19 protein-coding genes are annotated in these 23,416 nt (G+C 63.3%); 9 read left to right on the top strand and 10 right to left on the bottom strand.

Annotation, left to right across the window (positions count from 1 at the left end):
- Positions 1–216: 216 nt before the first annotated feature.
- Positions 217–1,281, bottom strand: a complete 1,065-nt coding sequence (gene trpS, locus ACMGE0_RS24315) for a tryptophan--tRNA ligase (RefSeq protein WP_436818473.1) — start codon at positions 1,279–1,281, stop codon at positions 217–219.
- 1,151 nt (positions 1,282–2,432) lie between these two features.
- Here trpS and ACMGE0_RS24310 point away from each other — a divergent pair.
- Positions 2,433–2,906 carry a YcbK family protein gene (locus tag ACMGE0_RS24310; protein ID WP_436818472.1) on the top strand — a complete coding sequence of 158 codons (474 nt, stop codon included), beginning with the start codon at positions 2,433–2,435 and terminating at the stop codon, positions 2,904–2,906.
- Positions 2,907–2,913: 7 nt separating this feature from the next.
- On the opposite strand, the gene murJ is transcribed toward ACMGE0_RS24310, so the two are convergent.
- The 3 genes from murJ to ACMGE0_RS24295 all read right to left on the bottom strand — a co-directional run bounded on the left by murJ (position 2,914) and on the right by ACMGE0_RS24295 (position 8,697).
- Entirely contained in the window at positions 2,914–4,500 is a 1,587-nt protein-coding gene (gene murJ, locus ACMGE0_RS24305) for a murein biosynthesis integral membrane protein MurJ (RefSeq protein ID WP_436818471.1), read from the bottom strand.
- A 213-nt stretch (positions 4,501–4,713) separates the two neighbouring features.
- Positions 4,714–7,557, bottom strand: a complete 2,844-nt coding sequence (locus ACMGE0_RS24300) for a [protein-PII] uridylyltransferase (RefSeq protein ID WP_436818470.1) — start codon at positions 7,555–7,557, stop codon at positions 4,714–4,716.
- 105 nt (positions 7,558–7,662) lie between these two features.
- The gene (locus tag ACMGE0_RS24295) at positions 7,663–8,697 is read right to left on the bottom strand and encodes a helix-turn-helix domain-containing protein (protein WP_436818469.1); all 1,035 of its coding nucleotides are present in this window, start codon (positions 8,695–8,697) and stop codon (positions 7,663–7,665) included.
- Between the two features lie 133 nt (positions 8,698–8,830).
- Here ACMGE0_RS24295 and ACMGE0_RS24290 point away from each other — a divergent pair, with 133 nt between their 5' ends.
- On the top strand, positions 8,831–9,883 hold the full coding sequence (locus tag ACMGE0_RS24290) for an alpha/beta hydrolase family protein (protein WP_436818519.1): 1,053 nt from the start codon (positions 8,831–8,833) through the stop codon (positions 9,881–9,883).
- Between the two features lie 34 nt (positions 9,884–9,917).
- Here ACMGE0_RS24290 and mutS read toward each other — a convergent pair whose 3' ends face one another.
- A complete protein-coding gene (mutS, locus tag ACMGE0_RS24285; RefSeq protein WP_436818518.1) occupies positions 9,918–12,566 on the bottom strand; it encodes a DNA mismatch repair protein MutS in 2,649 nt (882 codons plus the stop codon).
- A gap of 197 nt (positions 12,567–12,763) precedes the next feature.
- Between mutS and ACMGE0_RS24280 the strand changes: the two genes are divergently transcribed.
- The 5 genes from ACMGE0_RS24280 to ACMGE0_RS24260 all read left to right on the top strand — a co-directional run bounded on the left by ACMGE0_RS24280 (position 12,764) and on the right by ACMGE0_RS24260 (position 16,468).
- Positions 12,764–15,049: an NADP-dependent malic enzyme gene (locus tag ACMGE0_RS24280; protein WP_436818468.1), complete on the top strand. Its 2,286-nt coding sequence runs from the start codon at positions 12,764–12,766 to the stop codon at positions 15,047–15,049.
- A gap of 63 nt (positions 15,050–15,112) precedes the next feature.
- Positions 15,113–15,367 carry a type II toxin-antitoxin system Phd/YefM family antitoxin gene (locus ACMGE0_RS24275; protein ID WP_436818467.1) on the top strand — a complete coding sequence of 85 codons (255 nt, stop codon included), beginning with the start codon at positions 15,113–15,115 and terminating at the stop codon, positions 15,365–15,367.
- Positions 15,368–15,464: 97 nt separating this feature from the next.
- Positions 15,465–15,770: a hypothetical protein gene (locus ACMGE0_RS24270; protein ID WP_436818466.1), complete on the top strand. Its 306-nt coding sequence runs from the start codon at positions 15,465–15,467 to the stop codon at positions 15,768–15,770.
- Positions 15,771–15,836: 66 nt separating this feature from the next.
- On the top strand, positions 15,837–16,082 hold the full coding sequence (locus ACMGE0_RS24265) for a type II toxin-antitoxin system Phd/YefM family antitoxin (protein WP_436818465.1): 246 nt from the start codon (positions 15,837–15,839) through the stop codon (positions 16,080–16,082).
- A complete protein-coding gene (locus ACMGE0_RS24260) occupies positions 16,079–16,468 on the top strand; it encodes a type II toxin-antitoxin system VapC family toxin (RefSeq protein ID WP_436818464.1) in 390 nt (129 codons plus the stop codon). The genes ACMGE0_RS24265 and ACMGE0_RS24260 overlap by 4 nt, the downstream gene beginning before the upstream one ends.
- 5 nt (positions 16,469–16,473) lie before the next feature.
- On the opposite strand, the gene olsB is transcribed toward ACMGE0_RS24260, so the two are convergent.
- Together olsB and ACMGE0_RS24250 are read right to left on the bottom strand one after the other, a co-directional pair.
- On the bottom strand, positions 16,474–17,346 hold the full coding sequence (gene olsB / locus ACMGE0_RS24255; protein WP_436818463.1) for a l-ornithine N(alpha)-acyltransferase: 873 nt from the start codon (positions 17,344–17,346) through the stop codon (positions 16,474–16,476).
- Positions 17,347–17,445: 99 nt separating this feature from the next.
- Positions 17,446–19,248, bottom strand: a complete 1,803-nt coding sequence (locus tag ACMGE0_RS24250; RefSeq protein WP_436818462.1) for a hybrid sensor histidine kinase/response regulator — start codon at positions 19,246–19,248, stop codon at positions 17,446–17,448.
- Between ACMGE0_RS24250 and ACMGE0_RS24245 the strand changes: the two genes are divergently transcribed.
- Positions 19,225–20,256, top strand: coding sequence for a hypothetical protein (locus ACMGE0_RS24245; protein ID WP_436818461.1), 1,032 nt, complete (start codon positions 19,225–19,227; stop codon positions 20,254–20,256). The genes ACMGE0_RS24250 and ACMGE0_RS24245 overlap by 24 nt on opposite strands.
- A gap of 41 nt (positions 20,257–20,297) precedes the next feature.
- Here ACMGE0_RS24245 and lspA read toward each other — a convergent pair whose 3' ends face one another.
- From lspA to ACMGE0_RS24230, 3 genes are read right to left on the bottom strand one after another with little or no spacing between them, the layout of a single operon-like run.
- Positions 20,298–20,810, bottom strand: coding sequence for a signal peptidase II (lspA, locus tag ACMGE0_RS24240; protein WP_436818460.1), 513 nt, complete (start codon positions 20,808–20,810; stop codon positions 20,298–20,300).
- Positions 20,807–21,667, bottom strand: coding sequence for a TrmH family RNA methyltransferase (locus tag ACMGE0_RS24235; RefSeq protein ID WP_436818459.1), 861 nt, complete (start codon positions 21,665–21,667; stop codon positions 20,807–20,809). The genes lspA and ACMGE0_RS24235 overlap by 4 nt, the downstream gene beginning before the upstream one ends.
- A complete protein-coding gene (locus ACMGE0_RS24230) occupies positions 21,664–22,749 on the bottom strand; it encodes a class I SAM-dependent methyltransferase (protein WP_436818458.1) in 1,086 nt (361 codons plus the stop codon). Before ACMGE0_RS24230 ends, ACMGE0_RS24235 begins: the two co-directional genes overlap by 4 nt.
- Positions 22,750–22,958: 209 nt before the next feature.
- Between ACMGE0_RS24230 and ACMGE0_RS24225 the strand changes: the two genes are divergently transcribed.
- Positions 22,959–23,414 carry an SRPBCC family protein gene (locus ACMGE0_RS24225; RefSeq protein ID WP_436818457.1) on the top strand — a complete coding sequence of 152 codons (456 nt, stop codon included), beginning with the start codon at positions 22,959–22,961 and terminating at the stop codon, positions 23,412–23,414.
- Positions 23,415–23,416 lie beyond the last annotated feature (2 nt).

Below are 23,416 nucleotides of genomic sequence, written 5' to 3'. Positions count from 1 at the left end.
GCCCCCTATCTAGCACGTACTCGACCGAAGCAGTCGTGATGCGGAATTTAGAGCGTTCGGCAGAAAATGAAAACCCACGAAGATATTGCGGTGGTTCGTTGCCGAGCCGTCATGCTCGGGCTTGTCCCGAGCATCTGCGTCGGTTCGATATAACTGACGCGCGGCAGATCCTCGGGACAAGCCCGAGGATGACGCCCCAAGAAAAGCGGGCTGAGGTCACCGCAGGAAGCCGACGATGTCGAAGACGTCCGCCATCACCTTTTCGGCCCGGGCGCGGGCCCGCTCGCCGCCATCCCTGAGGATCCCGTCGATATGGCTCGTGTCGTCCATCAGGCGGCGCATCTCGGAGGTGATCGGCGAGAGCACGTGCACGGCAAGATCGGCAAGCGCCGGCTTGAAGACCGAGAACTGCCGTCCGCCGAATTCGGTAAGCACGTCGGCCTTGGTCCTGTCGGCGAGCGCGGCATAGATGCCGACGAGGTTGTCGGCTTCCGGCCGGTCCTTGAGCCCCTCCACCTCGCCCGGCAGGCCTTCCGGATCGGTTTTCGCCTTGCGGATCTTCTTGGCGATCTCGTCGGGATCGTCCATCAGGTTGATGCGGGAGAGATCGGACGGGTCGGACTTCGACATCTTCTTGGTGCCGTCGCGCAGCGACATGACGCGCGGCGCCGGGCCCTCGATCAGCGGCTCGACCAGCGGGAAATAGCCATGGATCGGTTCCTCGCCGACGACCATGTCGACGCCGGTGCCGGTTGCCCTGATCTTCTCCTGGAAGTCGATGTTGAACTTCTGGGCGATGTCGCGGGCAAGCTCCAAATGCTGCTTCTGGTCGTCGCCGACCGGCACGTGGGTGGCGCGGTATACGAGGATGTCGGCCGCCATCAGGCTCGGATAGGCGAGCAGGCCGAGCGAGGCGTTCTCGCGGTCCTTGCCGGCCTTGTCCTTGAACTGGGTCATGCGGTTCATCCAGCCGATGCGGGCGACGCAGTTGAAGACCCAGGCGAGTTCCGCGTGCTGCGGCACGGCCGACTGGTTGAAGACGATATGCTTCCTCGGGTCGATGCCCGAAGCGATGAAGGCGGCGGCGATCGAGCGGATCTGGCCGCGCAGGTCGTCGTGCACGAGCTGGGCCGTGATCGCATGCAGATCGACGACGCAATAGATGCAGTCGTTGTTCTCCTGCAGCGCCACGAACTTGCGAATCGCGCCGAGGTAATTGCCGAGATGGAGATTGCCGGTCGGCTGAACGCCGGAAAAGACAAGCGGTTTGAAAGTGTTCATATCGTCCTCGAACAGGCTGGTGGAAGGCCCCAGGCCTTGGGAATTGCGCAACTCCGGGAGGTTTGAACGTCTCCGGCGATTACGCCCCGCGGGCCATGTAGCTAACGGGCGGGCTTATGCACAGGTGACGGGGTGCAATCAAGGGCTCACTTCGTTTCAACGCAATTCCGGAGAACGGGCATGATGGCTCCCCCGGTAATTTCAGGTGACGGCGGGTTATGCGCCAGGCGCGCGCGGCATTCAAAAAGGCAGAATCCGCCCTTGGCGATCTTGGTTATTTTCAGTTTCGGCCGGGACACGTCGTGTGCCTCGTATTGAATTTTTATATGTGACACGCGACGTGTCCCGTTCGGTCAGTTTTTCCGCGCAACTCCGGTCCCTCTGCGGCGGTATGGTCTTATGTCCTTGCGGATGCCATACCGGGTTGTGTGCGACACACGCACGCCCCGCCTTAAGACGGGAGGGGGACCATTTTCTGCGCAGCCCCCGACAACCCGCCTGCATCAACGGCAGACCGCCAGGGCACCGGTCCCGTCTCGCCGGCGATGCGCATCCGGTGTAGCCGAAACGGAACGAGCAAAGCATGGCACGGGTTTGATGGACGGGGATGAACGGAGGTGATTTTTTCTGCCGGTTTTTTCAAGGCATTGATTTTCCTTGTGGTACCCCCCTCTGCCCTGCCGGGCATCTCCCCCTCAAGGGGGGAGATCGGATGGGCGCACGGGCTTCCCCAAACAACAAACGCCGCTACCCGGCACATCATCGATTTGGCAGGAAGAGCTTGCCGCTTGTGATCTCCCCCCTTGAGGGGGAGATGTCCGGCAGGACAGAGGGGGGTGTGGCGGTCCGATTGCGTTGGGTACAAACGCAGGCTGCTCCTGCTTCCACTCAGAACATTCATCCCTCTCAGACCGGCTTCCGCGTGTACCGCTGAGGGCAAAACCGCTACCGCTTCCAGCGAGACCTCGGCACCCAAGTAGTAAATTCTACTCACCCCTCTCCAAAAAGGTTAACGAGAATTAGCCTTTTAGGCGGCTAAATTCCTATTTTTGAGCAAAAGCCTCCTTATTCCCGCCTCTTTTGGAAAAGAAATACCCGACCAACACCACGGTTAACCGGTCATGAAGACCGGTCTCTTCACGGGGGATACCATGCGCATGATTTTCCGCATCGCGCTGTCCTGCCTCATGGCGCTCAGCCTCAACGTCAATGCCGAAGCCGAAGCCGGCCAGAGCCAGAAACGCCGCGGCACGTCCTTCAAGCACGACTACTCGGCCTTTTATACCGTGCAGCGGGTCAGCGTCCGCACAAGCTGCTTTCCGGAGAAGCTCGGCGCCATCCTCGCCCATATCGCCAAACAGACCGGGCGCAAGCCGATGGTGACATCCGGCCACCGGCCACGGTCCGGCCGGTCGCAGCACAGCCGCTGCTATGCCGCCGACATCCGGGTTCCCGGCGTTCCCGAACAGAGGATCCTCGCGGCTGCGCGGAGCGCGCCCGGCATCGGCGGCGTCGGCCGCTACTGCAACGGCATCGTGCATGTCGACATCGGCCCGAAGCGCACATGGGCCTATTGCGGCAAGGCGAAGGGCCTCGCCAACCTCAAGCGCCGCGCCCGTTCTTAAGAACGGGCTATTCCGTCGTTTCCGGCGCCGCCTTCGGCTTGCGCTTCAGATTCCGGCGGATCAGGCCCATGTCGGCGCCGCCGATCAGGAAGGCGGACGCGAAATAGACGGCCATCGCGAGTGAGAGCAGGCAGCCGAGCGCGGCGACCTGGGAAAGAAGCGATGCCTCCGGCGCAAGCCACGGACCCGCATAAGGGAGCGCATAGACGAGCGCCGCCGACATGATGCCGGTCGCGGCAAGAAGCAGCGCCGTGCGCTTCGCCAGCGCCCATTCCCAGACGAGATCGCCGCGCCACAGGAGCGTCGAGAAAAGCAGGATCGTGTTGATCCAGCCGGCGGCGGCCTCGGCCGTCGCGATGCCGCGCTCGGCGATCAGCGGGAAAAGCGTGACCGCCAGGCCGGTATTGACGACCACGGACAGCATGGTGAAGCGCATCGGCGTCCGGGTGTCCTCGCGGGCGTAAAAGCCCGGCTGCAGCGCCTTGATCAGCACGAAGCCCGGCAGGCCGATGCCGTAGATCGCCAGGATCGAGGCGACGACCGCGGTGTTTTCCGCCGAGAAGGCGCCGCGCTCGTAAAGCACGCGGATGATCGCGTCCGACAGGATCCAGAGGCCGGCGGCGGCGGGCAGCGTCAGGAACAGCACGAATTCGATCGAGCGGTTCTGGGTATTGGCGGCCTCCTTCACATGGCCGGCCTTCAGCGCGCGGGCAAGCTCCGGCAAGAGGACGACGCCGACCGCGACGCCGACGACGCCGAGCGGGAGCTGGTAGATGCGGTCCGCATATTGAAGCGCGGCGATCGCGCCTTCCTTGCCGGACGCGATCGCCTGGCCGATGATCTGGTTGATCTGGGTGATGCCGCCGGTGACGGCCGCGGGAACTGCGAGCACCAGCAGGCGCTTGACGTTCGGCGTCAAGCGCGGGCGGCGGAAGCCGATATCGATGCCCGCGTGGCGCACGCCGATATAGACCACCGCAAGCTGCAGGATGCCCGCCGCGAGCACGCTCCAGGAGAGATACCAGGCGATCGTCAGCGGCTCTGCGCCGGTCCAGAGCCCCCAGAAGAGCGCGCCGATCATCACCACGTTCAGGAAGACCGGCGCGATGGCGGCTGCGAAGAAATGGTGCAGCGAGTTCAGCATGCCGCTCATCATCGCCGTCAGCGACATGCACATGAGATAGGGAAACATCACCGCCGCCATGCGGATGGTGATGGAGGTCTTTTCCGGATCGGCGGCAAAGCCCGGCGCGATGATCCATTCCACCAGCCACGGCATCATCAGTTCCATGGCGATGGTGATGAGCAGCAGCGCCGAGAACAGGACGCCGAAGACCTCTTCCGAAAAGCGCTTCGCCCCTTCGACGCCGTTCGCCTCGATCTCCTTCGAGAACAGCGGCACGAAGGCGGCGTTGAACGCGCCTTCGGCAAACAGCCGGCGGAAGAGGTTCGGAAAGCGGAAGGCGGCATAGAAGACATCGGCCATCGGGCCCGTGCCGAGCGCTGCCGCCATCAGCGTCTCGCGGGCGAAGCCGAAGATGCGGCTGCCGAGCGTGGCGCCTCCGACGGTCGCGAATTTCTTGACGAGGGTCATGGGGCGGGGCTCGAACAGGTTTGAAAGAAAGATTGCTGCCGTGCGGCCCCCTCACCCGGCCTCCGCTTCGCTCGGCCACCCTCTCCCCAAAGGGAGAGGAGGAAATAGCGACGCGGCTCCTCCCCTTCTCCCCAGCGGGGAGAAGGTGGCCCGAAGGGCCGGATGAGGGGGGCGAAGCGAATGCTTCTTGCGTCGCGGCAATTCATAGCAGTTTCACGCGCTGGCCTTGGTCCTGCGCGAGGGGGCGGGAGCCTCGGCAGGGGGCGGGGCCGGCGCGATGATGCCGGCGGGCATGCCGCTCCGGAGCTCGTCCTCCTGCTCGGCCATGACCGCCTTCAGCCGCGCCGTGATGTTGCCCTGGCGGTTCTCGTTCACGACCTTATGGCCGACGAGATCGGTGACGTAGAAGGTGTCGATGACCTTCTCGCCGAAGGTGGTGATGCGGGCCGAATGGATGTCGAGCGAGAGATCGGCGAGCACGGCGGTGATATCCGCGAGCAGGCCGGTGCGGTCGAGGCATTCCACCTCGATGACGGTGAACTTGTTCGACAGACCGTTCGAGATGATGACCGAGGGCGGAATGGTGAAGGTCTTGTTGCGCTTGCGGGACTTCGCGCGCGTGGCGATCACTTCCGGCAGCCGTTTCTTGCCCGAGAGCACATCCTCGATCATGCGGCTGATCGTGCCGCCGCGGCGCAGCTCGTCCTCGTCCACCGTAAATTCGCGATTGACGAGGATCGTGTCGAGCGCCCGGCCGTCGGAAGTGGTGAAGATCTGCGCGTCGGCGATGTTGGCGCCGGCGGCCGCACAGGCGCCGGCAATGATCGACAGGAGACGCGGATGGTCGGGCGCCAGCACCGTGATCTCGGTGATGGCGTGGAATGAATCGGTCCGGACCATGGTGGCGAGCGCCTGGCCGGCCTTGTCCGCCTCGCGGATGAACTTCGCATGGCGGACCTGATCCTCCAGCGAGACCGACAGAAGATAGGGCTGATAGTGCAGCTTCGAATAGGTGCGGCGGTCCTTCTGGCTCCAGTCGGAGAGCGCGCCGAAGAGCTCCTCTTCCGCCTGGCTGGCGCGCTCCTTCCGCGACAGCTCCGAAAAGCCTCCGGAGAGCAGCAGCTCGGTTTCGTAATAGAGCGTGCGCAGAAGCTGGCCCTTCCAGCCGTTCCACACACCCGGGCCGACGGCGCGGATATCGCAGATCGTCAGGATCAGGAGCAGCTTCAGCCGGTCCATCGACTGCACCTTCTCGGCGAAGTCGGTGATCGTCTTGCGGTCGTGCAGGTCGCGGGTCTGCGCCGTCATCGACATGATCAGATGTTCCTCGACCAGCCAGACGACGAGCTCGGTCTGCTTCGGGTTGAGGCCGAGGCGCGGGCATAGCTTTCGCGCGATCCGGGCGCCGGCGATCGAGTGGTCCTCCTGGCGGCCCTTGGCGATGTCGTGCAACAGGACCGCGACATAGAGCACCGTGCGATCCTCGATCGTCGGCATCAGCTTGTTGGAAAGCGGATGGATATCGGCCGCCTTGCCATTGTCGATTTCCGACAGCGCCTCGACGGAGCGGATCAGGTGCTCGTCGACCGTATAGTGATGATACATGTTGAACTGCATCATCGCGACGACCTTGCCGAATTCCGGAATGAAGCGGCCGAGCACGCCCGCCTCGTTCATGCGCCGCAGCATCAGCGCCGGATCGCGCCGCGAGGTCAGCATGGAAAGGAAGAGCCGGTTCGCCTCCTCGTTCTCGCGCACATCGTTGTCGATCAGCGAGAGAGAGCGGGTCATCCGCTTCAGGGCATCCGGATGCAGTTCCAGGCCGTTGATATCGGCCACGTGGAAGAAGCGGATGAGGTTGACGGGATCGCGCTTGAAGACATCAGGATCGGCGAGCGTGATGCGGCCGCGATCCTCGACGAAATCCACCGTGCCGGGAATCTTGCGGACGCGCTTGGTGAAGCGCGAGATGACGCGTCTGGTAAGGCCCCCCGGCGCATCCTTGGCCTGCTCGTCCTCAAGGGCTGCGCAGAGGATGCGGGTGAGATCGCCGACATCCTTGGCGACGAGGAAATAGTGCTTCATGAAGCGCTCGACGGCGGAGAGGCCGGGGCGCGTGTGATAACCGAGGCTTTCGGCGATCTCCCTCTGGATGTCGAAGGAAAGCCGCTCCTCCGCCTTGCCGGTCAGGAAATGCATGTGGCAGCGCACCGCCCAGAGGAAATCATCTGCCTTTTCGAACAGCCGCGATTCCTCGCGCGACAGGACGCCGAGCTTGACGAGCTCGGCCGGATCGCGGACGCGGTAGTAGTATTTGGCGATCCAGAAAAGCGTGTGGAGGTCGCGCAGGCCCCCCTTGCCTTCCTTGACGTTCGGCTCGACCAGATAGCGCGTGTCGCCAGCCTTCTGGTGGCGCTGGTCGCGCTCGGCAAGCTTGGCGGCGATGAATTCCGGTCCGGTATCGGCGACGATCTCCCGGTCGAAACGGGTTTCCAGCTCCTTCACCAGCGCCTCGCGGCCGCAGATATAGCGGCTTTCCAGGATCGCCGTGCGAATGGTCATGTCCGTCTTCGACAGGCGGATGCATTCCTCGACGGTGCGGGTCGCGTGGCCGACCTTGAAGCCCATGTCCCAGAGCACATAGAGCAGGAACTCGACCGCCTTGCGCATCGCATCGGAATTCCTTTCCGGCAGCAGGAAGAGGAGGTCGATATCCGAACCGGGCGCCAGCGTGTCGCGGCCATAGCCGCCGACGGCGGCCACCGCGATGTCGGCTCCCTCGGGATGGATGCCGTCGACGATCACATCGTAGAGGACGGTGATGATCTGGTCCTGCAGCCAGGAGAGGCGGCGGGCGCAGCTCAGGCCGCTGCCGTCCCGGCCAAGAAGCGCGCGGGCCTTCTCCCGGCCTTCGACGCTCGCCCGGCGCAGGACCGGCAGGAGTGCGGCGCGCAGTTCGAGCTGCGGACGATCCCTGTCCCCGGCGATCGCCCTGCATTCGGCCCGCAGGCGGGCCACGTCGAGAAGTTCGGAAAAATCGATGTCGTGTCTGGCCATGTTATCCTGCCGGCGCCGGCTGCGGGGAGGCTATAGTCCTTTTGGGCACCCCGGCCAAGAAATATCATCCCGGCGTTTCAAAGTTGTTTCCTCCCGAGGCGAAGTTCAAGCTGGTGGTCCTTTTTGCACGGTCGCCTTGCTCTTCCTTGCCTTGGCCCGGTACTCAGCCGGGCTCATCCCGGTGACCCTACGGAACTCGCGATTAAAGTTCGATTTTGTCGAAAAGCCGACCTCGAACATGATCCGGGTGACCGTTCCTTCACCTTCCCGCAAAAGGCGGCAGGCTTCGGCGATCCGCCGGTTATTGACGAATTGCGAGACATTGAGGCCCGTTGCGCGGTTGACGGCGGCGGACACATCGCGGGCCGGAAGCCCGGCCCGGCGGGCGAGTTTCGCAAGGCTGAGATTTTCGTTCCTGTAGAATGCGCGTTCGTCCAACGCCACTTCCACGCGGGCGACGATAGCCCGGTCCGCCTCCGTCGCACCGACGGACGACGGACCGGCAGCCGGCTTCGCCGGAGAAAATTCCGGTGCCAAGCAATAGATGACAACTGCGGCGATGGCTCCGAGATTCATCAGCCCCACGGCGAGCGGCACCTCGGCGGCACCATAAAGACGCGTATAGGCGGCGAGCGCAGCATCACTGACTGCGAAAAAGAACATCAGGCCCGCCGTCAGACGGGCGGCGCGCAGGGCCGACCGCATGCGCTGAAGCGCGGCCTCCGCCATGACATCGTCTCCGCCGGATGTGGTGAGCCGCCACAGAGCGATCCCATAAGCGAAGAAGATTACCAGCAGAAGCGGATCGACGAGATCGCGGACGAAACCGACGGCGGCAGCGACGGCGAGAGGCGGTAGTGCCAGATGCAGCCAGGGCCTTTCCAGCCGCTCAGCCGTCAGTGCGCGAAAGGCGAGATACGCGAGCGGCGGCATGATGGCTGCCGTGACCGGCTGCACCGGTGCCAGCGCCTGGACGCCGTATCCGAAATGCAGGCCGACGATCAGGGCCTGCGAAGCATAGAGGGCGAGGAATGCGAAGAAATAGCGCCGCGAGCCAGGTGTTTCGACACCCTTCAGAGTGCGGTAGAGCGTCAGCACGAAAACGAGGCCGGCAAGGAAGGGCAAGGGAACGGACGGCAACGCGAATACCCGAAGTGAAGCGGCCTCGATCGTGATGTTGTTCGGCCTTTATCATCTTCGAGGTCGAAAGGCACGAAGGATTGTGGCTCTGCTCGGCAGCGTCCGCACTTATCGGGAGCCCTCAATGTTTTCCATGTTCAAACGTCTCTGCTTTCTTGGCGCCGTCGCAATTTCCGTCGTGACGACGCACGATCCGGCCGATGCCGAAGACAATGTCGGTGTACGCCAGATCATCGCGCCTTCCAAAGAGCGCGGCAGTGATCTCGACTTGACAGTCTGGTATCCGGCGCGTTCAGGCGGCGAACAGGCCGTGCTTGGCGAGAGCATGTTCTTTAAGGGAACGCCCGCCATGCGCGATGCCCCGGTTTCAAACGGAAAATTCCCGCTCATCCTGCTTTCCCACGGTGCCGGACTGGCGGGAAGCCCACAGGCCATGAGCTGGATCGCGGCACCTTTGGCCGGCCACGGGTTTGTGGTGGCAGCCCCCACGCATCCGGGAAATTCCGGCCAGAATAGGTCTGCTGCCGAAACGATGAAGATCTGGCTGCGGCCGAGCGATCTCACCGAAACCCTGAATGCGATGGTGGGGAACCCGTTCTTCAAAGAGCACCTTAACGAAGGCAAAACAGGTGCCCTAGGTCTTTCCATGGGCGGCAGCACAGCTTTGGCGATAGCAGGTGCCCGCATAGATCCGAAGCTCCTCGCAGGCTATTGTGATACAGACGCGCTTAACGCATCCCTTTGCGAGTGGGTCAGACAAAGTGGCGTCGATCTTCACGCAATGAACCTGGAATCTGCCGGCCGCGACAATGAAGACACGCGCATTCGTTTTGTCATGGCGATCGATCCTACACCGATCGATGTCTTCGATTTCGACAGCTTTTCCGGGATTTCGATCCCGGTCGAACTCATAAATCTCGGTCGACCGGGAAAAATTCCGCCGACGGCGCAGGCTTCCGAAGTGGCGAAGGCCATTCCAACGGGGAGCTATGCAACGATCGGGGACGCAAGCCACTACAGCATGTTTGCCGAGTGCAAACCCGATGCGTCAAAGATCGCTGAAGCGGAAAAGATCGGTGATCCCATATGTACGGACGGCGAAGGGCGGCCGCGAAGCGAGCTCCATGCACATCTCGTAGATATGACCACCGCTGCTTTCACCCGCGCTCTGAAGACAGGCCCGTAAGCCAAAAGCTGCCGCTCATGGCCTTCATCCATCGCTACTTCCCGCCGAGCTGCTTCTTCAGCGCGTAAAGCGCATCCAAAGCCTCGCGCGGGGTCATGTCGTCCGGGTTGATCGCCTTCAGCGCCTCTTCCACCTTGGAGGAGCCGGCGCGCTTCACCTCCTCGCGGCGGACGGCGACCTGGAAGAGCGGCAGGTCGTCGATCAGCTGGCTCGCCGGGTTCTTGCGGTCAGAATCTTCCAGCTTCGTCAGCACGTCGCGGGCGCGGGCAACGACGGAGTCGGGTAGCCCGGCAAGGCGGGCGACCTGGATGCCGTAGGAACGGTCGGCGGCGCCCGGGCCGACCTCGTGCAGGAAGATCACCTCGCCGTCCCATTCCTTCACCCGCATCGTGGCGTTGGAGAGGCGGTTCAGCTTTTCGGAAAGCACCGTCAGCTCGTGGAAGTGGGTGGCGAAGAGGCCGCGGCAGCGGTTCGCCTCGTGCAGGTGCTCGACGGCGGCCCAGGCGATCGAGAGGCCGTCGAAGGTCGCGGTGCCGCGGCCGATCTCGTCGAGGATGACCAGCGAACGGTCGGTCGCCTGGTTGAGGATCGCCGCCGTCTCGACCATTTCGACCATGAAGGTGGAGCGGCCGCGGGCGAGATCGTCCGATGCGCCGACGCGGGAGAAGAGCCTGTCGACGATGCCGATATGAGCGGATGCGGCGGGCACGAAGGAGCCCATCTGGGCGAGAATGGCGATCAGCGCGTTCTGGCGGAGGAAAGTCGACTTGCCGCCCATGTTCGGGCCGGTAAGCAGCCAGAGCGCGCCGAACTCGCCGCCTTGAGGAGAGAGGTCGCAATCGTTGGCGATGAACGGACCGGAAGACTGGCGGCGCAGCGCCTGCTCGACCACCGGATGGCGGCCGCCCTCGATCGCGAACATCCGGGAACCGTCCACCACCGGGCGGCGATAGTTCCATTCCTCGGAGAGCATGGCAAGGCCGGCCGCGACATCGATGACCGCGAGCGCGCGGGCGCCGGCCTTGATCGCCTCGGCTTCGGAGGTGACTGCCGCGACCATCCTGCCGAAGGCTTCGAGCTCGATCGTCAGCGCCCGGTCGGCGGCGTTGGCAATGCGGCTTTCGAGATCGGCAAGCTCCGTCGTCGTGAAGCGCATGGCGCTCGCCATGGTCTGGCGATGGATGAAGCGCGCCTTGCCTTCCGGCGTATCGGTCATGGTGCCGGAATTGCCGGCCGTCACCTCGATGAAATAGCCGAGCACGTTGTTGTGCTTGATCTTCAGCGACTTGATGCCCGTCTCCTCGGCATATTGGAGCTGCAGGCCGGCGATCACTTTGCGCGACTGGTCACGCAGGGCCCGAACTTCGTCCAGTTCGGAATGGGCGCCTTCCGCGAGAAACCCGCCGTCGCGCTTCAGAAGCGGCAGTTCCTCGGCCAGCATATTGCCGAGCATGGATTCGAGCTGCAGCGGCAGGGCCTTGAGGTCAGTGAGCGCCTCACCCAACTCTTCCGGCAGCATGGCGCGGTCGAGGAAGGCCGCGACGCCGCGAGCCGCTTCCAAGCCCTGCAGGATGGAGCCGAGGTCGCGCGGACCGCCGCGATCGAGCGCCAGGCGCGACAGCGCACGCGGCATATCCGGCACATGCTTCAACGCGGATCGAAGTTCCGAGCAGAGCGACGGCTCTTCGAGAAGGAAGGAGATGGAATCGAGCCGCCGGTTGATGCGGTCCGGGTCGGTGAGCGGCGACATCAGCCGTTCGGCGAGCAGACGGGCACCGCCGCCGGTGACGGTTCGGTCGATCGCCTTCAGGAGCGAGCCGTCGCGATCGCCGGAGAGCGTCTTCGTGAGTTCCAGATTGCCGCGCGTCGCCGGATCGATGAAGAGGGTCGAGGCGCCGCTTTCCCGCTCCGGCCGGCCGAGCGGCGGATGTTCGGAAATCTGCGTCTTCTCGACATAGGCGACTGCGGCGGCCGCTGCCGCAAGCTCGGAGCGGGAGAAGGTGCCGAAACCGTCGAGCGTACCGACGCCGAAATAGCGCGCGATGCGGCCTTCGGCACTGGCGCTGTCGAAGAGCACGGCGGGCTGCGGGGTCGCGACCTTGCCGAGCACGTCGAAGACCGGTTTCAGCTCCGCATCGTGGAAGATCGTGTCCGGCAGGATCAGCTCGCGCGGATCGATGCGCAGGATATCGGCGAGCAGCCGCGACGGATCGGTTTCCGCCAGCCGGAAGACGCCGGTCGAAATGTCGATCCAGGCGAGCGCCATCTGCGCCTCGGATGAGCCGCGAATGCGGGCGAGCGCCATCAGGTAGTTGGATTCGGAGGCGACGAGCAGCTTTTCCTCGGTGATCGTGCCGGGCGTCACGAGACGAACCACGTCGCGCTTCACCACCGATTTCGAGCCGCGCTTCTTCGCCTCCGCCGGGTCTTCCACCTGCTCGCAGACGGCGACGCGAAAACCGAGCGAGATCAGCTTCTGGAGATAGTCGTCGGCCGCATGCACCGGCACGCCGCACATGGGGATATCCTGGCCCATATGCTGGCCGCGCCTTGTCAGCGTGATGCCGAGCGCGCGCGACGCATCGACCGCATCCTCGAAGAAAAGCTCGTAGAAATCGCCCATGCGGTAGAAGAGCAGCGAACCCGGATTGTTCGCCTTGATCTCGATATACTGCTCCATCATCGGCGTCGCGGATGCGCGGCTTTCCTCCGAGGCGAGTTCGGCAGCGTTCAGAGCTTCGATGGAGAATCTTTCAAACTGGGTCACGGAACCGATTTTTTGTTGCGCAAGGGAATTGACGACACTATCGATGATGACCCCTGAAAGACAACATCTGCCGCGGCCTCAAGGACGGCTGCCCACAAAAAGCTGGAGGAGACATGCCTGCCAATGACAAGGCCACGCGCACGCGCGCTTCGGTGACGGAACAGGAAGCGCTGGACTTCCATGCCGAAGGCCGGCCGGGGAAGCTGGAGATCAACCCCACCAAGCCGATGGCGACGCAGCGGGACCTCTCGCTCGCCTATTCGCCGGGGGTGGCCGTGCCTGTGAAAGCGATCGCCGCCGATCCGGCCACGGCCTACGACTATACGACCCGCGGCAACATGGTGGCCGTCATCTCCAACGGCACGGCGATCCTCGGCCTCGGCAATCTCGGCGCGCTCGCCTCGAAACCCGTCATGGAAGGCAAGGCCGTCCTCTTCAAGCGCTTCGCCGACGTCGATTCCATCGACCTGGAAGTGGACACCGAAAACGTCGACGAGTTCATCAACTGCGTGCGCTTCCTCGGCCCCTCCTTCGGAGGCATCAACCTGGAAGACATCAAGGCGCCGGAATGCTTCATCATCGAAAGCCGCCTGCGCGAGCTGATGGACATCCCGGTCTTCCATGACGACCAGCACGGCACGGCGATCATCGCCGCCGCCGGCCTCATCAACGCGCTGGAGCTGACCGGCCGGGACCTCAAGACCACCAAGCTCGTCTGCAACGGCGCGGGTGCGGCGGCAATCGCCTGCGTCGAGCTCATCAAGGCGATGGGTTTTGCCGCGGAAAACATCATCCTCGTCGATACCAAGGGCGTCATCTACCAGGGACGCCCCGAGGGCATGAACCAGTGGAAATCGGCGCATGCGGTGAAGACGACCAAGCGGACGCTGGCGGAAGCGATGGAAGGAGCGGACGTGGTGTTCGGCCTGTCGCAGAAGGGCGCCCTCACGGAAGAGATGATCCGCTCCATGGCGGACAGGCCGATCATCTTCGCGATGGCGAACCCCGATCCGGAGATTACCCCGGAAGAGGTCGCCCGCATCCGCGACGACGCGATCATGGCGACAGGGCGTTCGGACTATCCGAACCAGGTCAACAACGTGCTCGGCTTTCCCTATATCTTCCGCGGCGCGCTCGACGTCCGGGCGACCCAGATCAACGACGCGATGAAGATCGCCGCGGCGCAGGCGCTCGCAGCACTCGCCCGCGAGGACGTGCCGGACGACGTCGCAGCCGCCTATCAGGGCAACCGGCCGCGCTTCGGCGCGCAATACATCATCCCCGTGCCGTTCGATCCGCGCCTCATCTCGGCGATCCCGGTGGCGGTGGCGGAAGCGGCGATGGAAAGCGGCGTCGCCCGCAAGAACATCACCGACCTTGCCGCCTACGGCCGCGAGCTCTCCGCCCGCCGCGATCCGATCGCCGCGACGACGCAGAGCATCTACGAACGCGTCCGCCGCTTTCCGAAACGCGTCGTGTTCGCGGAAGCCGAGGAAGAGCAGGTCATGCGCGCGGCGATCTCCTTCTGCCAGCAGGAGCTCGGCACCGCGATCCTGCTCGGCCGCGACGACGTGATCCGCGCGACCGCCGAAAAGGCCGGCATCGATCTCGGCCGGCCGGGGATCGAGATCGTCAACGCCCGCCTCTCGACCCGGGTGGAAGCCTATATCGACCATCTCTATGCCCGGCTGCAGCGCGAAGGCTTCCTGCATCGCGACGTGCAGCGCCTGATCCACAACGACCGCAACCATTTCGCGGCGACCATGGTGGCGGTGGGCGACGCGGACGCGATGGTGACGGGCACGACCCGCAACTATGCGACCGCGCTTTCCGACGTGCGCCGCTGCATCGACATCAAGCCGGGGCACAAGGTGATCGGCGTGTCGCTCGTCATCTCGCGCGGCCGGACGATCTTCGTGGCGGATACGGCCGTGCACGACATGCCGAACGCGGAGGACATCGCCGATATCGCCGTCGAGGCCGCCCGCGTCGCCAAGCGCATGGGTTACGAGCCGCGCGTCGCGCTGCTTGCCTATTCCACCTTCGGCCAGCCGATCGGCGAGCGGTCGGAACGGGTGCGGGAAGCGGTGAAGATCCTCGACCGGCGGCGGGTCGATTTCGAATATGACGGGGAGATGGCGGCCGACGTGGCGCTCAATCCGCACCGGATGGAGCAGTATCCGTTCTGCCGGCTTTCCGGCACGGCCAACGTGCTCGTCATGCCGGCGATCCATTCCGCCTCGATCTCGACGCGCATGCTGCAGGAGCTCGGCGCCTCGACCGTCATCGGCCCCCTGCTCGTCGGCCTCGACCGCTCCGTGCAGATCACCTCGATGGGCGCGAAGGACAGCGACATCGTCAACATGGCGGCGATCGCGGCCTATAATGCGGGGACGTGAGGCAACGCGATTGCTAAAAACAGCTAATTTCGCTATTTTATGGAAAATAGGAGATCGGCTGGCATGGCAAGCTTCACGCTGACGGAACTCGGCAACAAATCCGGCGAGGTCATCGAGGCCGCTTTTAAAGGCCCCGTCGACATCACCAAGCACGGCAAGCGGAAATTCGTGCTGATGACGGCCGAACAATTCGACAGTCTTCGACGCGGTGGCAGCCAGAGAGCCCAGTGGATCGAAGACCTGAACGAGGAAGAGCGCAGCGAACTTCTCGCAGGTCTGGACGCTTTAGCGCAGGAAGACGAGCAGGCGGATGACTGAATTCGCTCACGGCGATGTCATCCTCTATTCCTATCTGTGGGCACGCGAACGGGACCGAGGCGAAGAAAGCGGGCGCAAGGCGCGCCCCACCTGCGTTATGCTGATCCTCATCGGCAAAGACGGCAGGCAGAAACCGCTTCTTTTCCCTATTACCAGCCAGCCGCCCACTGCGAATTCATGGGCGATTGAAATTCCTGAGACGGAAGCGCGGCGGGCAGGTCTTTATATGCCAGCCTGGGTGATCGTCGACGAATTCAATAGCGATGATCTTGCGGCATCCTGGGCGATCGAAGATGCCACGCCGCTTGGGCGCTTCAGTCGAAAATTCATGAGCCGAATTGCCGCGGCGGCCGCTCAGGCCATACGCGCCAGCAAGATGCGGAGCGTGCCGCGGCAGACTTGAGACGAGCTTGCTCGACTCGACGAAATAAACTAAGTTCAATGGACTAAGTCCACTCGGATATTCGCCATGAAGACCGTCAACATCCATGAAGCCAAGACCCACCTGTCGCGTCTCGTCGAAGAGGCGGCGAACGGTGAGGGATTTGTCATTGCCAAGGCCGGCAAGCCGATGGTGAAGGTCGTGCCTTTGGGAGAGGCGCCGAAGAAGAAACGGCGCGCAGGCTTTCTGAAAGGCTACGCGCAAATTCCAGAAAACTTCAATACGATGTTCGCCAAAGAAATCGAAGAGATGTTCTATGGAGACCATGAATGAGGATTCTTCCGGATTCTCATATTCTGGCATGGTTTGCGGAAGACGATCCCAATCTTACCCATGAAATGCGGGATATACTTGAAGATGAGGATAACGAACTTTTCTTCAGCTCCGCGAGCATCTGGGAACTGACGATAAAGCGTGCGCTCAATCGTAGAGGATTCAACATCGAACCGCACGTCCTATATCGGGCATTGCTGGACAATGGTTTTGAAGAAATACCAGTGAGTTCAAGGCACGCTTTCATACTGGAAACCCTGCCATCGATCCACAAGGACCCGTTCGACCGAATCCTTATCGCGCAGAGCATGGCCGAGGGCGTGCTACTGCTCACCTCGGACCAGGCGATCGCCCAGTACAAAGGGCCTATCCGGCTGATTCGTTGAGAGTACTAGCTCGCGAACCTTCCGGCGTCGGCGCCGTAATAATTGATGTAGCGGTTGGAGATCGAGGCGATCGGCAGCACGACCAGCACGTCGGTGGTGTTGAAGGCATGGTCGACGACCGCGCCGTCGCCGATCGTCGCGCCCAAGCGCAGGTAGCCCTTGATCAGCGGCGGCAGCGCCGACAAGGCCTTGCGGGCATTGACGCCTTCGAAGGGCATCAGGTCCATATCGCGATGGAGCTCCGGACGGGCCGAAACCGCCCACTCGCCCTTGGCCGAAACCGTGTGATGCAGGAAGGAAAGCGCCAGCGCGTGCTCCTCCGGCCTGATGCCCGGGAAGGAGGCGCAGCCGAACATGGCGTTCATGCCGTGCTTCAGGGAATAGGCCCAGTTGCCCTGCCAGAGCAGCTCGACCGTGCGCTTGGTGCGGTAATCCGGCAGCACGCAGGAGCGACCGAGCTCCATGAACTGCTTGTCGGGATGGCGCGCCAGGAGCGGCTCGATGTCGAATTCCGACGCCGAATAGAAGCCGCCATTGGCGAGCGCCACTTCCTGGCGGAGCAGACGGTAGGTGCCGACGATCTGGTCTTCGATATCGCCTTCGATCGCATTGTCGATGACGAGAAGATGGTCGCAGATCGCGTCATAGGCATCGACGTCACGGCGAAGGCGCATGGCGTCCGGGTTCAACGTGGCGTTCATCTCCTCGACGAAGACGCGATAGCGGACTGCCTGGGCAGCGTCGATCTCGCGCTCGCTGCGGGCCAACCGCGTTTCGAGCGTGCCGATGCGGCCGAATGTATCGCCGCCTGCCGGAATTGAGGCCGGCGCCTGGGTCGTTTCAGGGGTCAATTCACGGTTCAGGAGTTCAATTGTCATGGTGATTCGTCCCGTACCGGTTGGATCACCGCCATAAATCACTTCTCTGCGACAGGATCGTGACAGTTTCTGTCACAATAGGTTCCGCCGGTGAGCGCGTCAACGGACCTGTTGACGCTCGTGGCCGAGAACGCCCACGACCCTGACTTCCTCGAGAAGTTTGAGGGGATCGACCGGCTTTCCCAGCACGCGGTCCGCCCCCTGGAGAAGCACTTCCTGCCGGGCCGCCTCGCGGCCTTCGCCGGTCAGGACGATGACCGGGATCGGGAGGCGGACGTCCTGCTGCCCGCCGGCGCGCAAGGCCGAGAGAAGGTCGAGAACGGTGCCGCCCGGCATGTGCATGTCGGAAACGATGAGATCGGGGCGCGGCTCCTCTTTCAACGCCGCTTCGATGAGAGCCGGGAAATCCTCCACGAGCCGGACGCGATGGCCCGCCTTTCCGAGCACGGCGCGGATGAGGAGGGCGTTGACGGGATCGTCCTCTCCCAGGAGCACGTCGAGCCCGCCGGACGGCCTTTCGATCACCGGAGCAGCCGGCGCCGGGACGCTGTCGGTGACGGTATCGCGGGTGCCGAAGCCGCGCAGGCGCCCGCTCAGGACGTCGATCAGGGATTTTTCCCGAAGCGGCCGGATGAGCCAGGCGTCGAAGAAATCCTGCGGCTGCGAGGCCCTCTCCTCCGGGTTGACGAGCAGGATGCGGTGGAGGGGCGCATGGGCCTTTTCGTTGGCGTAATCGGAGGCAAGCCGGTGATCGACGACGAGATCGGTATAGGGAACGGAGCCCGCTTCGGCGCGGTCGATCAGCATCTGGACGTCGGCCGGGTTCGAGACATGCCGGCAGCGACCGCCGAGGGTTTCGATGCTCGACACGGTTGCCATCGCCGCCGGACCATCGGGCGCCAGGAGCAGGACGCGCGAGCGGGCGAGCAACTGATCGCGCGCCACGCCACCGGACTGGGCGGTCTCCGCAAGGCGCAGAGGGAAGCGGATCGTGAACGTGCTGCCGACCCCCTTGCGGCTGGCGACCGAAAGCGAGCCGCCGAATTCCGTCAGAATGCGGGATGCGATGCCGAGACCGAGGCCGGTGCCGCCGCTGCGCGCTTCGGCGGAACCCGCCTGCTCGAACTCGCCGAAAATCCGCGCCTGCTCCTCGGCGGCCATGCCGGGGCCGGTGTCGATGACGGCAATCGCCACATTGGTGTTTTCGGGGGCGTTTTCGGGGCCGTTCTCGACAAAGGCCCGCACCAGAACGCCGCCTTCGGCCGTGAACTTCACCGCGTTGCCGATAACGTTGAAAAGCACCTGCCGGATGCGGGCGGGGTCGAAATCGAGAAGATCGGGCAGGTCGGCCGCGACCGTCGCGGCGATCTCGATGCGCTTCTCGTGCGCCCGGGGCGCCAGCATCTCGACGACGCTCTCGATCAGGTGACGCAGGTTTTCCGCCCGGTTGTTGAGCCGGAAGCGGCCGGCCTCCAGCGTCGAATAGTCGAGAAGGTCCTCGACGAGCTGCGCCAGAGCATGGCCCGACTGGCGGATGCCGCTCAGATAGTTCTGCTGCTCCGCCGTCAGCTTGGTCTGATAGAGCAGGTGCGTCATGCCGAGGATGCCGTTCAGCGGCGTGCGGATCTCATGGACGACCGTGGCGATCTGGCGCGACTTGGCGGCGCTTGCGGCCTCGGCCTCCTTCCAGGCCCGGCCGAGCCGGGCGGCGGAGCGGTTGCGGCGCCACTGCGCCATGCGGAAAAAGAACGCGACGAAGGCATTGGCCGGCACGGCACGCTCCTCCCGCGACCGCAGCCCCAGCGCAGGCACGATGTTCTCGACCGCCGGCTCGGCATCGACCGAGGCGGGGGACGCGAACGCTTTGACAATACGCTCATGTATTTCGGCAATGTCGCGCATGGGAGAAGACTAGCCGGGTTTCTTTCCCAATCCTTAGACCAATCAGGTAAAATTTTACTGATCGTTTTTTTTAAGTCGGACATTCCAAGCCGGATCGAACGGCAGAGCGGATTTAGGCGGATACAAGGAGCAAACGCCACCGCCGACAGCCCGTGGCTCTTTGCGGCCGTTCCGAAGCCCGTTAATCTCTCTATCATGAAAACGCCGACCACACCTGCCGATCTCGAAAAAGCGAGAGACGACCTTCTTGCGACGGCAGTTGGCCGGTTCAAGACAGACCCGGACGTTTTGTGTATTTTCCTCGGCGGGTCGATCGCCGCTGGAAGCGCCGACGCCTATTCGGATGTCGATCTGCGTGTCGTCGTAAAATCCGAGCGGCATTCGCACTTTGTGGCGCAGCGCCGGGAAATCCCGAAGCAGTGGCCGGGTTTCCTCTTCAACGAATGGCTTCCGAATACGCAGCACTGCGTGTCGCATTTTCTGCCGTTCGGGAAGATCGACATATTTTACTACGACGCTGCGGCGCTGATACCTTCGCCGTGGTATCGGCTGCCGATCAAAATCCTGCACGACCCCAAGGGCATCGTTACCGATCTTGTGAAGCGGTCGGAAGAGCTGTCCTTCACGGTCGGAGAGGAGGACGTGAGCATTTCGATCAGCAAGGGCCTGGCGGCGGCTCATGAAACATATCGGCGGGCGATGCGTGGCGAGCTGTTCTACGCGCAGACGCTCCTGGACGAGCTTCGCCATCACATGATGCGGGCCGATGACTGGCTGCATGACCGGACCCCGGAAACGGCGGTCATGGCGAAGTACAACAAGCGAGCAAGCGGCGATGTTATGACCGCTCTCTCGACTTCCTATTGCCCATGCGAAAGCGATGCAATTTTGGCGACGTTACGCTCGCTCGTGCGTATCTATCGGAATCAAGTGGCGGCGCTGCATGAGAAGTTCAAGCTTTCCCGGCCGCTGAAAAACGATATAGCCGCCCTCGATATCGTCGCGTAGCAGCCCGCTCAGCGAGCCCTTCAAACAATCTTCTCGCCATTTCAACCGTCATCTCGGCCCTGTTTGGGAAGATCCGACCTCGGCCCGAACAGCTCGTCGAGGATCACCAGGCCGGCGCCGATGGTGATGAAACTGTCCGCCAGGTTGAAGACCGCGAACGACCACGTGGCCGTGTGGAACAGGATGTAGTCGATCACGTGGCCATAGACGAAACCGTCGATCAAGTTGCCGATCGCGCCGGCGATGATCAGCGCGAAGCCCGCGTGGGCAAAGGGGCGCTCCTTCGGGGTGCGGCGCCAGAGCCAGAGCACGAAGGCGACGATGACTATGCGCATGCCGACGATGAATTCGCGCTCCATGCCCGACAGAAGCGAGAAGGCGACGCCCAGATTATAGGTGCGGTAGAGCGCGAGAACCGGCAGGAGAGGTACCGCCTCCCGCATCGGAAGATAGGCCTCCACGGCAATCTTCACGGCCTGGTCGAGTAGAACCGCGACGACGATGACGATCAGGGCCGTCAGCGGTCTCGAAAGGAAGGCGGCGCGTCCGGTCATTTTTTCTCGTCCAGGGTCAGAAGATGGCGCCGCGCCTCGAAGAGCACGACAGCAGTCGCGATGGCGAGATTGAGCGAATCGGCCCTGCCCTGCTGCGGGATGCGCACGGTGCGATCGGCCGCCCCGGCGAGATTGTCCGGCAGGCCGGACTGCTCGTTGCCCATCAGCAGGACGACCGGCTTCTTCGCGTAGTCCACGGTGCGGTAATCGACGGCGCCGGCGAGATGCGTGGCGACGACCTCCGCGCCCGAGCGCTTCTGCCAGACGAGGAATTCCTCCGCCGAGCATTTGGCGACGGGCATGGCGAAGACCGAGCCCATGGTGGCGCGGACCGTCTCCAGCGAAAAGGGATCGGTGCATTCGCCGACCAGGACGACGGCGGAAGCGCCGGCCGCATCCGCCGTGCGGATGATGGTGCCGAGATTGCCGGGATCGCGAACCCGGTCGAGCGCCACGAGGGTCTCACCCTTGGCGGGCTTCAAGTCGTCGAGCCTCTTCCAGCGCTGCTCGAAAATGCCGACCACCATCTGCGGATTGTCGCGGCGGGTGACCGAGGACAGCACCTTTTCGCTGACTTCCAGCACTAGTCCGCCATGGGCGACCGTTTTTGCCGCCACCTGCTCCACCAGAGGCTTGCCCTTGGCAGCCTTGGCGTAAACCAGGGTGCGGATCGACCAGCCGAGCTCCAGCGCGTCGATGACGAGCTTCAGGCCTTCGGCCATGAAGGTGCCGCTCTCCTCGCGGTCCTTCTTGTTGGTGAGCGCCTTGATATCCTTGATGATCGGATTGGCGAGCGAAGTGACTTCCTTCACCTGCCCCACCCGTCTCGGCCCGGACTTGTGATGATCGTCGGTCATGCCGGCACCCAGCGGCTGAAAAGGGAGGTGGAAAGCGCGCGGCCAGGGCTTTTGCCGTCGAGACCGGCCTCGCGGATGACGAGCTCGCCCGATTCCACCGCGCCGCCGGCGCCGCGCATCGTCTCGCGCATCAGCTCGTGGATGGAATAGAAGCTCGCGCGGATCGAGTAGGCGGTCAGCACAAGGCCGATCGCCTTTGGCGACAGGAGCTCGCGGCAGATATCCAGCATCAGCGGCAGGTGGTCGAAGAGCTGCCAGACCTCGCCGTTCGGGCCGCGGCCGAATTTCGGCGGATCGGTGAGGATGATGTCGTAGCGGTTGCCGCGGCGTTCCTCGCGCAGGATGAACTTCATGGCATCCTCGCAGATCCAGCGGATCGGCGCCTTGTCGAGGCTTGCAAGCGCCTGGTTTTCGCGCGCCCAGCCGATCGCCTTCTTCGAGGCGTCCACATGAGTGACTTCCGCTCCTGCCGCCGCCGCGACCAGCGATGCGACGCCCGTATAGCCGAAAAGGTTCAGCACCTTCACCGGCCGTTTGGCTTCTTCGATGCGGGTCTTCATCCAATTCCAATGGACGATCTGTTCCGGAAAGACGCCGACATGGCGGAAGGCCGTGAAGCGTCCGAGGAAATCGACGCCGAGCAGCGAGAGCGGCCAGGTCTCGCCGAGGGCTTCCTTCGGAAAACGCCAGCGGCCCATGCCGTCCTCGTCCGTATCGCCGGTGAAGACCGCATCCGCCTTCTCCCAGACATGGGGCGGCAGAGAGGGCTGCCAGAGCGCCTGCGCCTCCGGCCGGACGATGCGGTAAGGCCCGTATTGTTCGAGTTTCAGACCGTTGCCGCTGTCGATCAGGTGGAAATCGCCGGCTCCGGCCGATTCCAGGATGACGGGCACGCGTTCGGCGGGGCGATCGCCCTCACGCGGAACAAGTACACGGGTTTCGGCCTGCGGCGTGGCGGGCACGGGTTTGGCCGGCTTTTCGAAGGGCCGGGATACGGGCCTGACGGCCGCATGCTGGCGCGCTGGCCGCTTTCCGGCCTCGGCCCGGATCTTCACGCCCGGCCGCCTTTCCTTGTTCTTCAATGCGTTCGTCCGCCTGGGAAATTCCTATCGTGCGGCAGCAGATAACATTTACCGGGAATTCTTCAAAGCCGGGCGAATCGAAGAAACCGGTGTTTTATTTTCTTGTCATACGGTACTACATTTGCATATTGTCCCTCCATCTGTCCCACTTGGCAAACGACATAGGGCTTGCAATAAGCCTTCAACATGCATTTTCGGAGGATCATCACATGGATATGGGCGGCGAAGAACGTATTGCAGCACCCCGCGACGTGGTCTGGCAGGCATTGAACGATCCGGAAATCCTGCGGCAGTGCATTCCGGGCTGCCAGACGCTGGAGCAGAAATCGCCGACCGAACTCGCCGCCACCGTCAAGCTGAAGATCGGCCCGGTCTCGGCCAATTTCTCCGGCGAAGTCACCCTTTCCGACATCAACCCGCCGGAAAGCTATACGATCTCCGGCGAAGGCAAGGGCGGCATCGCGGGCTTCGCCAAGGGTTCGGCGACCGTGACGCTGGTGGAAGACGGAACCGACACGCTGCTGCGCTACTCCACCAAGGCGCAGGTGGGCGGCAAACTCGCCCAGCTCGGCTCGCGCCTGATCGATTCGACCTCGCAGAAGCTCGCGGGCCAGTTCTTCGCGGATTTCAACAAGGCGGTGGTCGCCAAGGCCGCCGAGGCCTGATC

It is taken from the genome of Neorhizobium descurainiae (genome assembly GCF_051400715.1).
Classification (GTDB): domain Bacteria; phylum Pseudomonadota; class Alphaproteobacteria; order Rhizobiales; family Rhizobiaceae; genus Neorhizobium.
This window is presented reverse-complemented; position numbering and strand designations above follow the sequence as displayed.

Excerpts from the sequence above, each read along its gene's own strand:
- ACMGE0_RS24290 (WP_436818519.1), top strand. The coding sequence starts at position 8,831 with ATGTTCAAACGTCTCTGCTTTCTTGGCGCCGTCGCAATTTCCGTCGTG.
- ACMGE0_RS24245 (WP_436818461.1), top strand. The coding sequence starts at position 19,225 with ATGTATTTCGGCAATGTCGCGCATGGGAGAAGACTAGCCGGGTTTCTT.
- ACMGE0_RS24300 (WP_436818470.1), bottom strand. The coding sequence starts at position 7,557 with ATGGCCAGACACGACATCGATTTTTCCGAACTTCTCGACGTGGCCCGC.
- mutS (WP_436818518.1), bottom strand. The coding sequence starts at position 12,566 with ATGATGGAGCAGTATATCGAGATCAAGGCGAACAATCCGGGTTCGCTG.
- ACMGE0_RS24260 (WP_436818464.1), top strand. The coding sequence starts at position 16,079 with ATGAGGATTCTTCCGGATTCTCATATTCTGGCATGGTTTGCGGAAGAC.
- ACMGE0_RS24270 (WP_436818466.1), top strand. The coding sequence starts at position 15,465 with ATGCTGATCCTCATCGGCAAAGACGGCAGGCAGAAACCGCTTCTTTTC.
- ACMGE0_RS24250 (WP_436818462.1), bottom strand. The coding sequence starts at position 19,248 with ATGCGCGACATTGCCGAAATACATGAGCGTATTGTCAAAGCGTTCGCG.
- ACMGE0_RS24310 (WP_436818472.1), top strand. The coding sequence starts at position 2,433 with ATGCGCATGATTTTCCGCATCGCGCTGTCCTGCCTCATGGCGCTCAGC.
- olsB (WP_436818463.1), bottom strand. The coding sequence starts at position 17,346 with ATGACAATTGAACTCCTGAACCGTGAATTGACCCCTGAAACGACCCAG.
- ACMGE0_RS24265 (WP_436818465.1), top strand. The coding sequence starts at position 15,837 with ATGAAGACCGTCAACATCCATGAAGCCAAGACCCACCTGTCGCGTCTC.
- lspA (WP_436818460.1), bottom strand. The coding sequence starts at position 20,810 with ATGACCGGACGCGCCGCCTTCCTTTCGAGACCGCTGACGGCCCTGATC.
- ACMGE0_RS24225 (WP_436818457.1), top strand. The coding sequence starts at position 22,959 with ATGGATATGGGCGGCGAAGAACGTATTGCAGCACCCCGCGACGTGGTC.
- ACMGE0_RS24275 (WP_436818467.1), top strand. The coding sequence starts at position 15,113 with ATGGCAAGCTTCACGCTGACGGAACTCGGCAACAAATCCGGCGAGGTC.
- trpS (WP_436818473.1), bottom strand. The coding sequence starts at position 1,281 with ATGAACACTTTCAAACCGCTTGTCTTTTCCGGCGTTCAGCCGACCGGC.
- ACMGE0_RS24235 (WP_436818459.1), bottom strand. The coding sequence starts at position 21,667 with ATGACCGACGATCATCACAAGTCCGGGCCGAGACGGGTGGGGCAGGTG.
- ACMGE0_RS24280 (WP_436818468.1), top strand. The coding sequence starts at position 12,764 with ATGCCTGCCAATGACAAGGCCACGCGCACGCGCGCTTCGGTGACGGAA.
- murJ (WP_436818471.1), bottom strand. The coding sequence starts at position 4,500 with ATGACCCTCGTCAAGAAATTCGCGACCGTCGGAGGCGCCACGCTCGGC.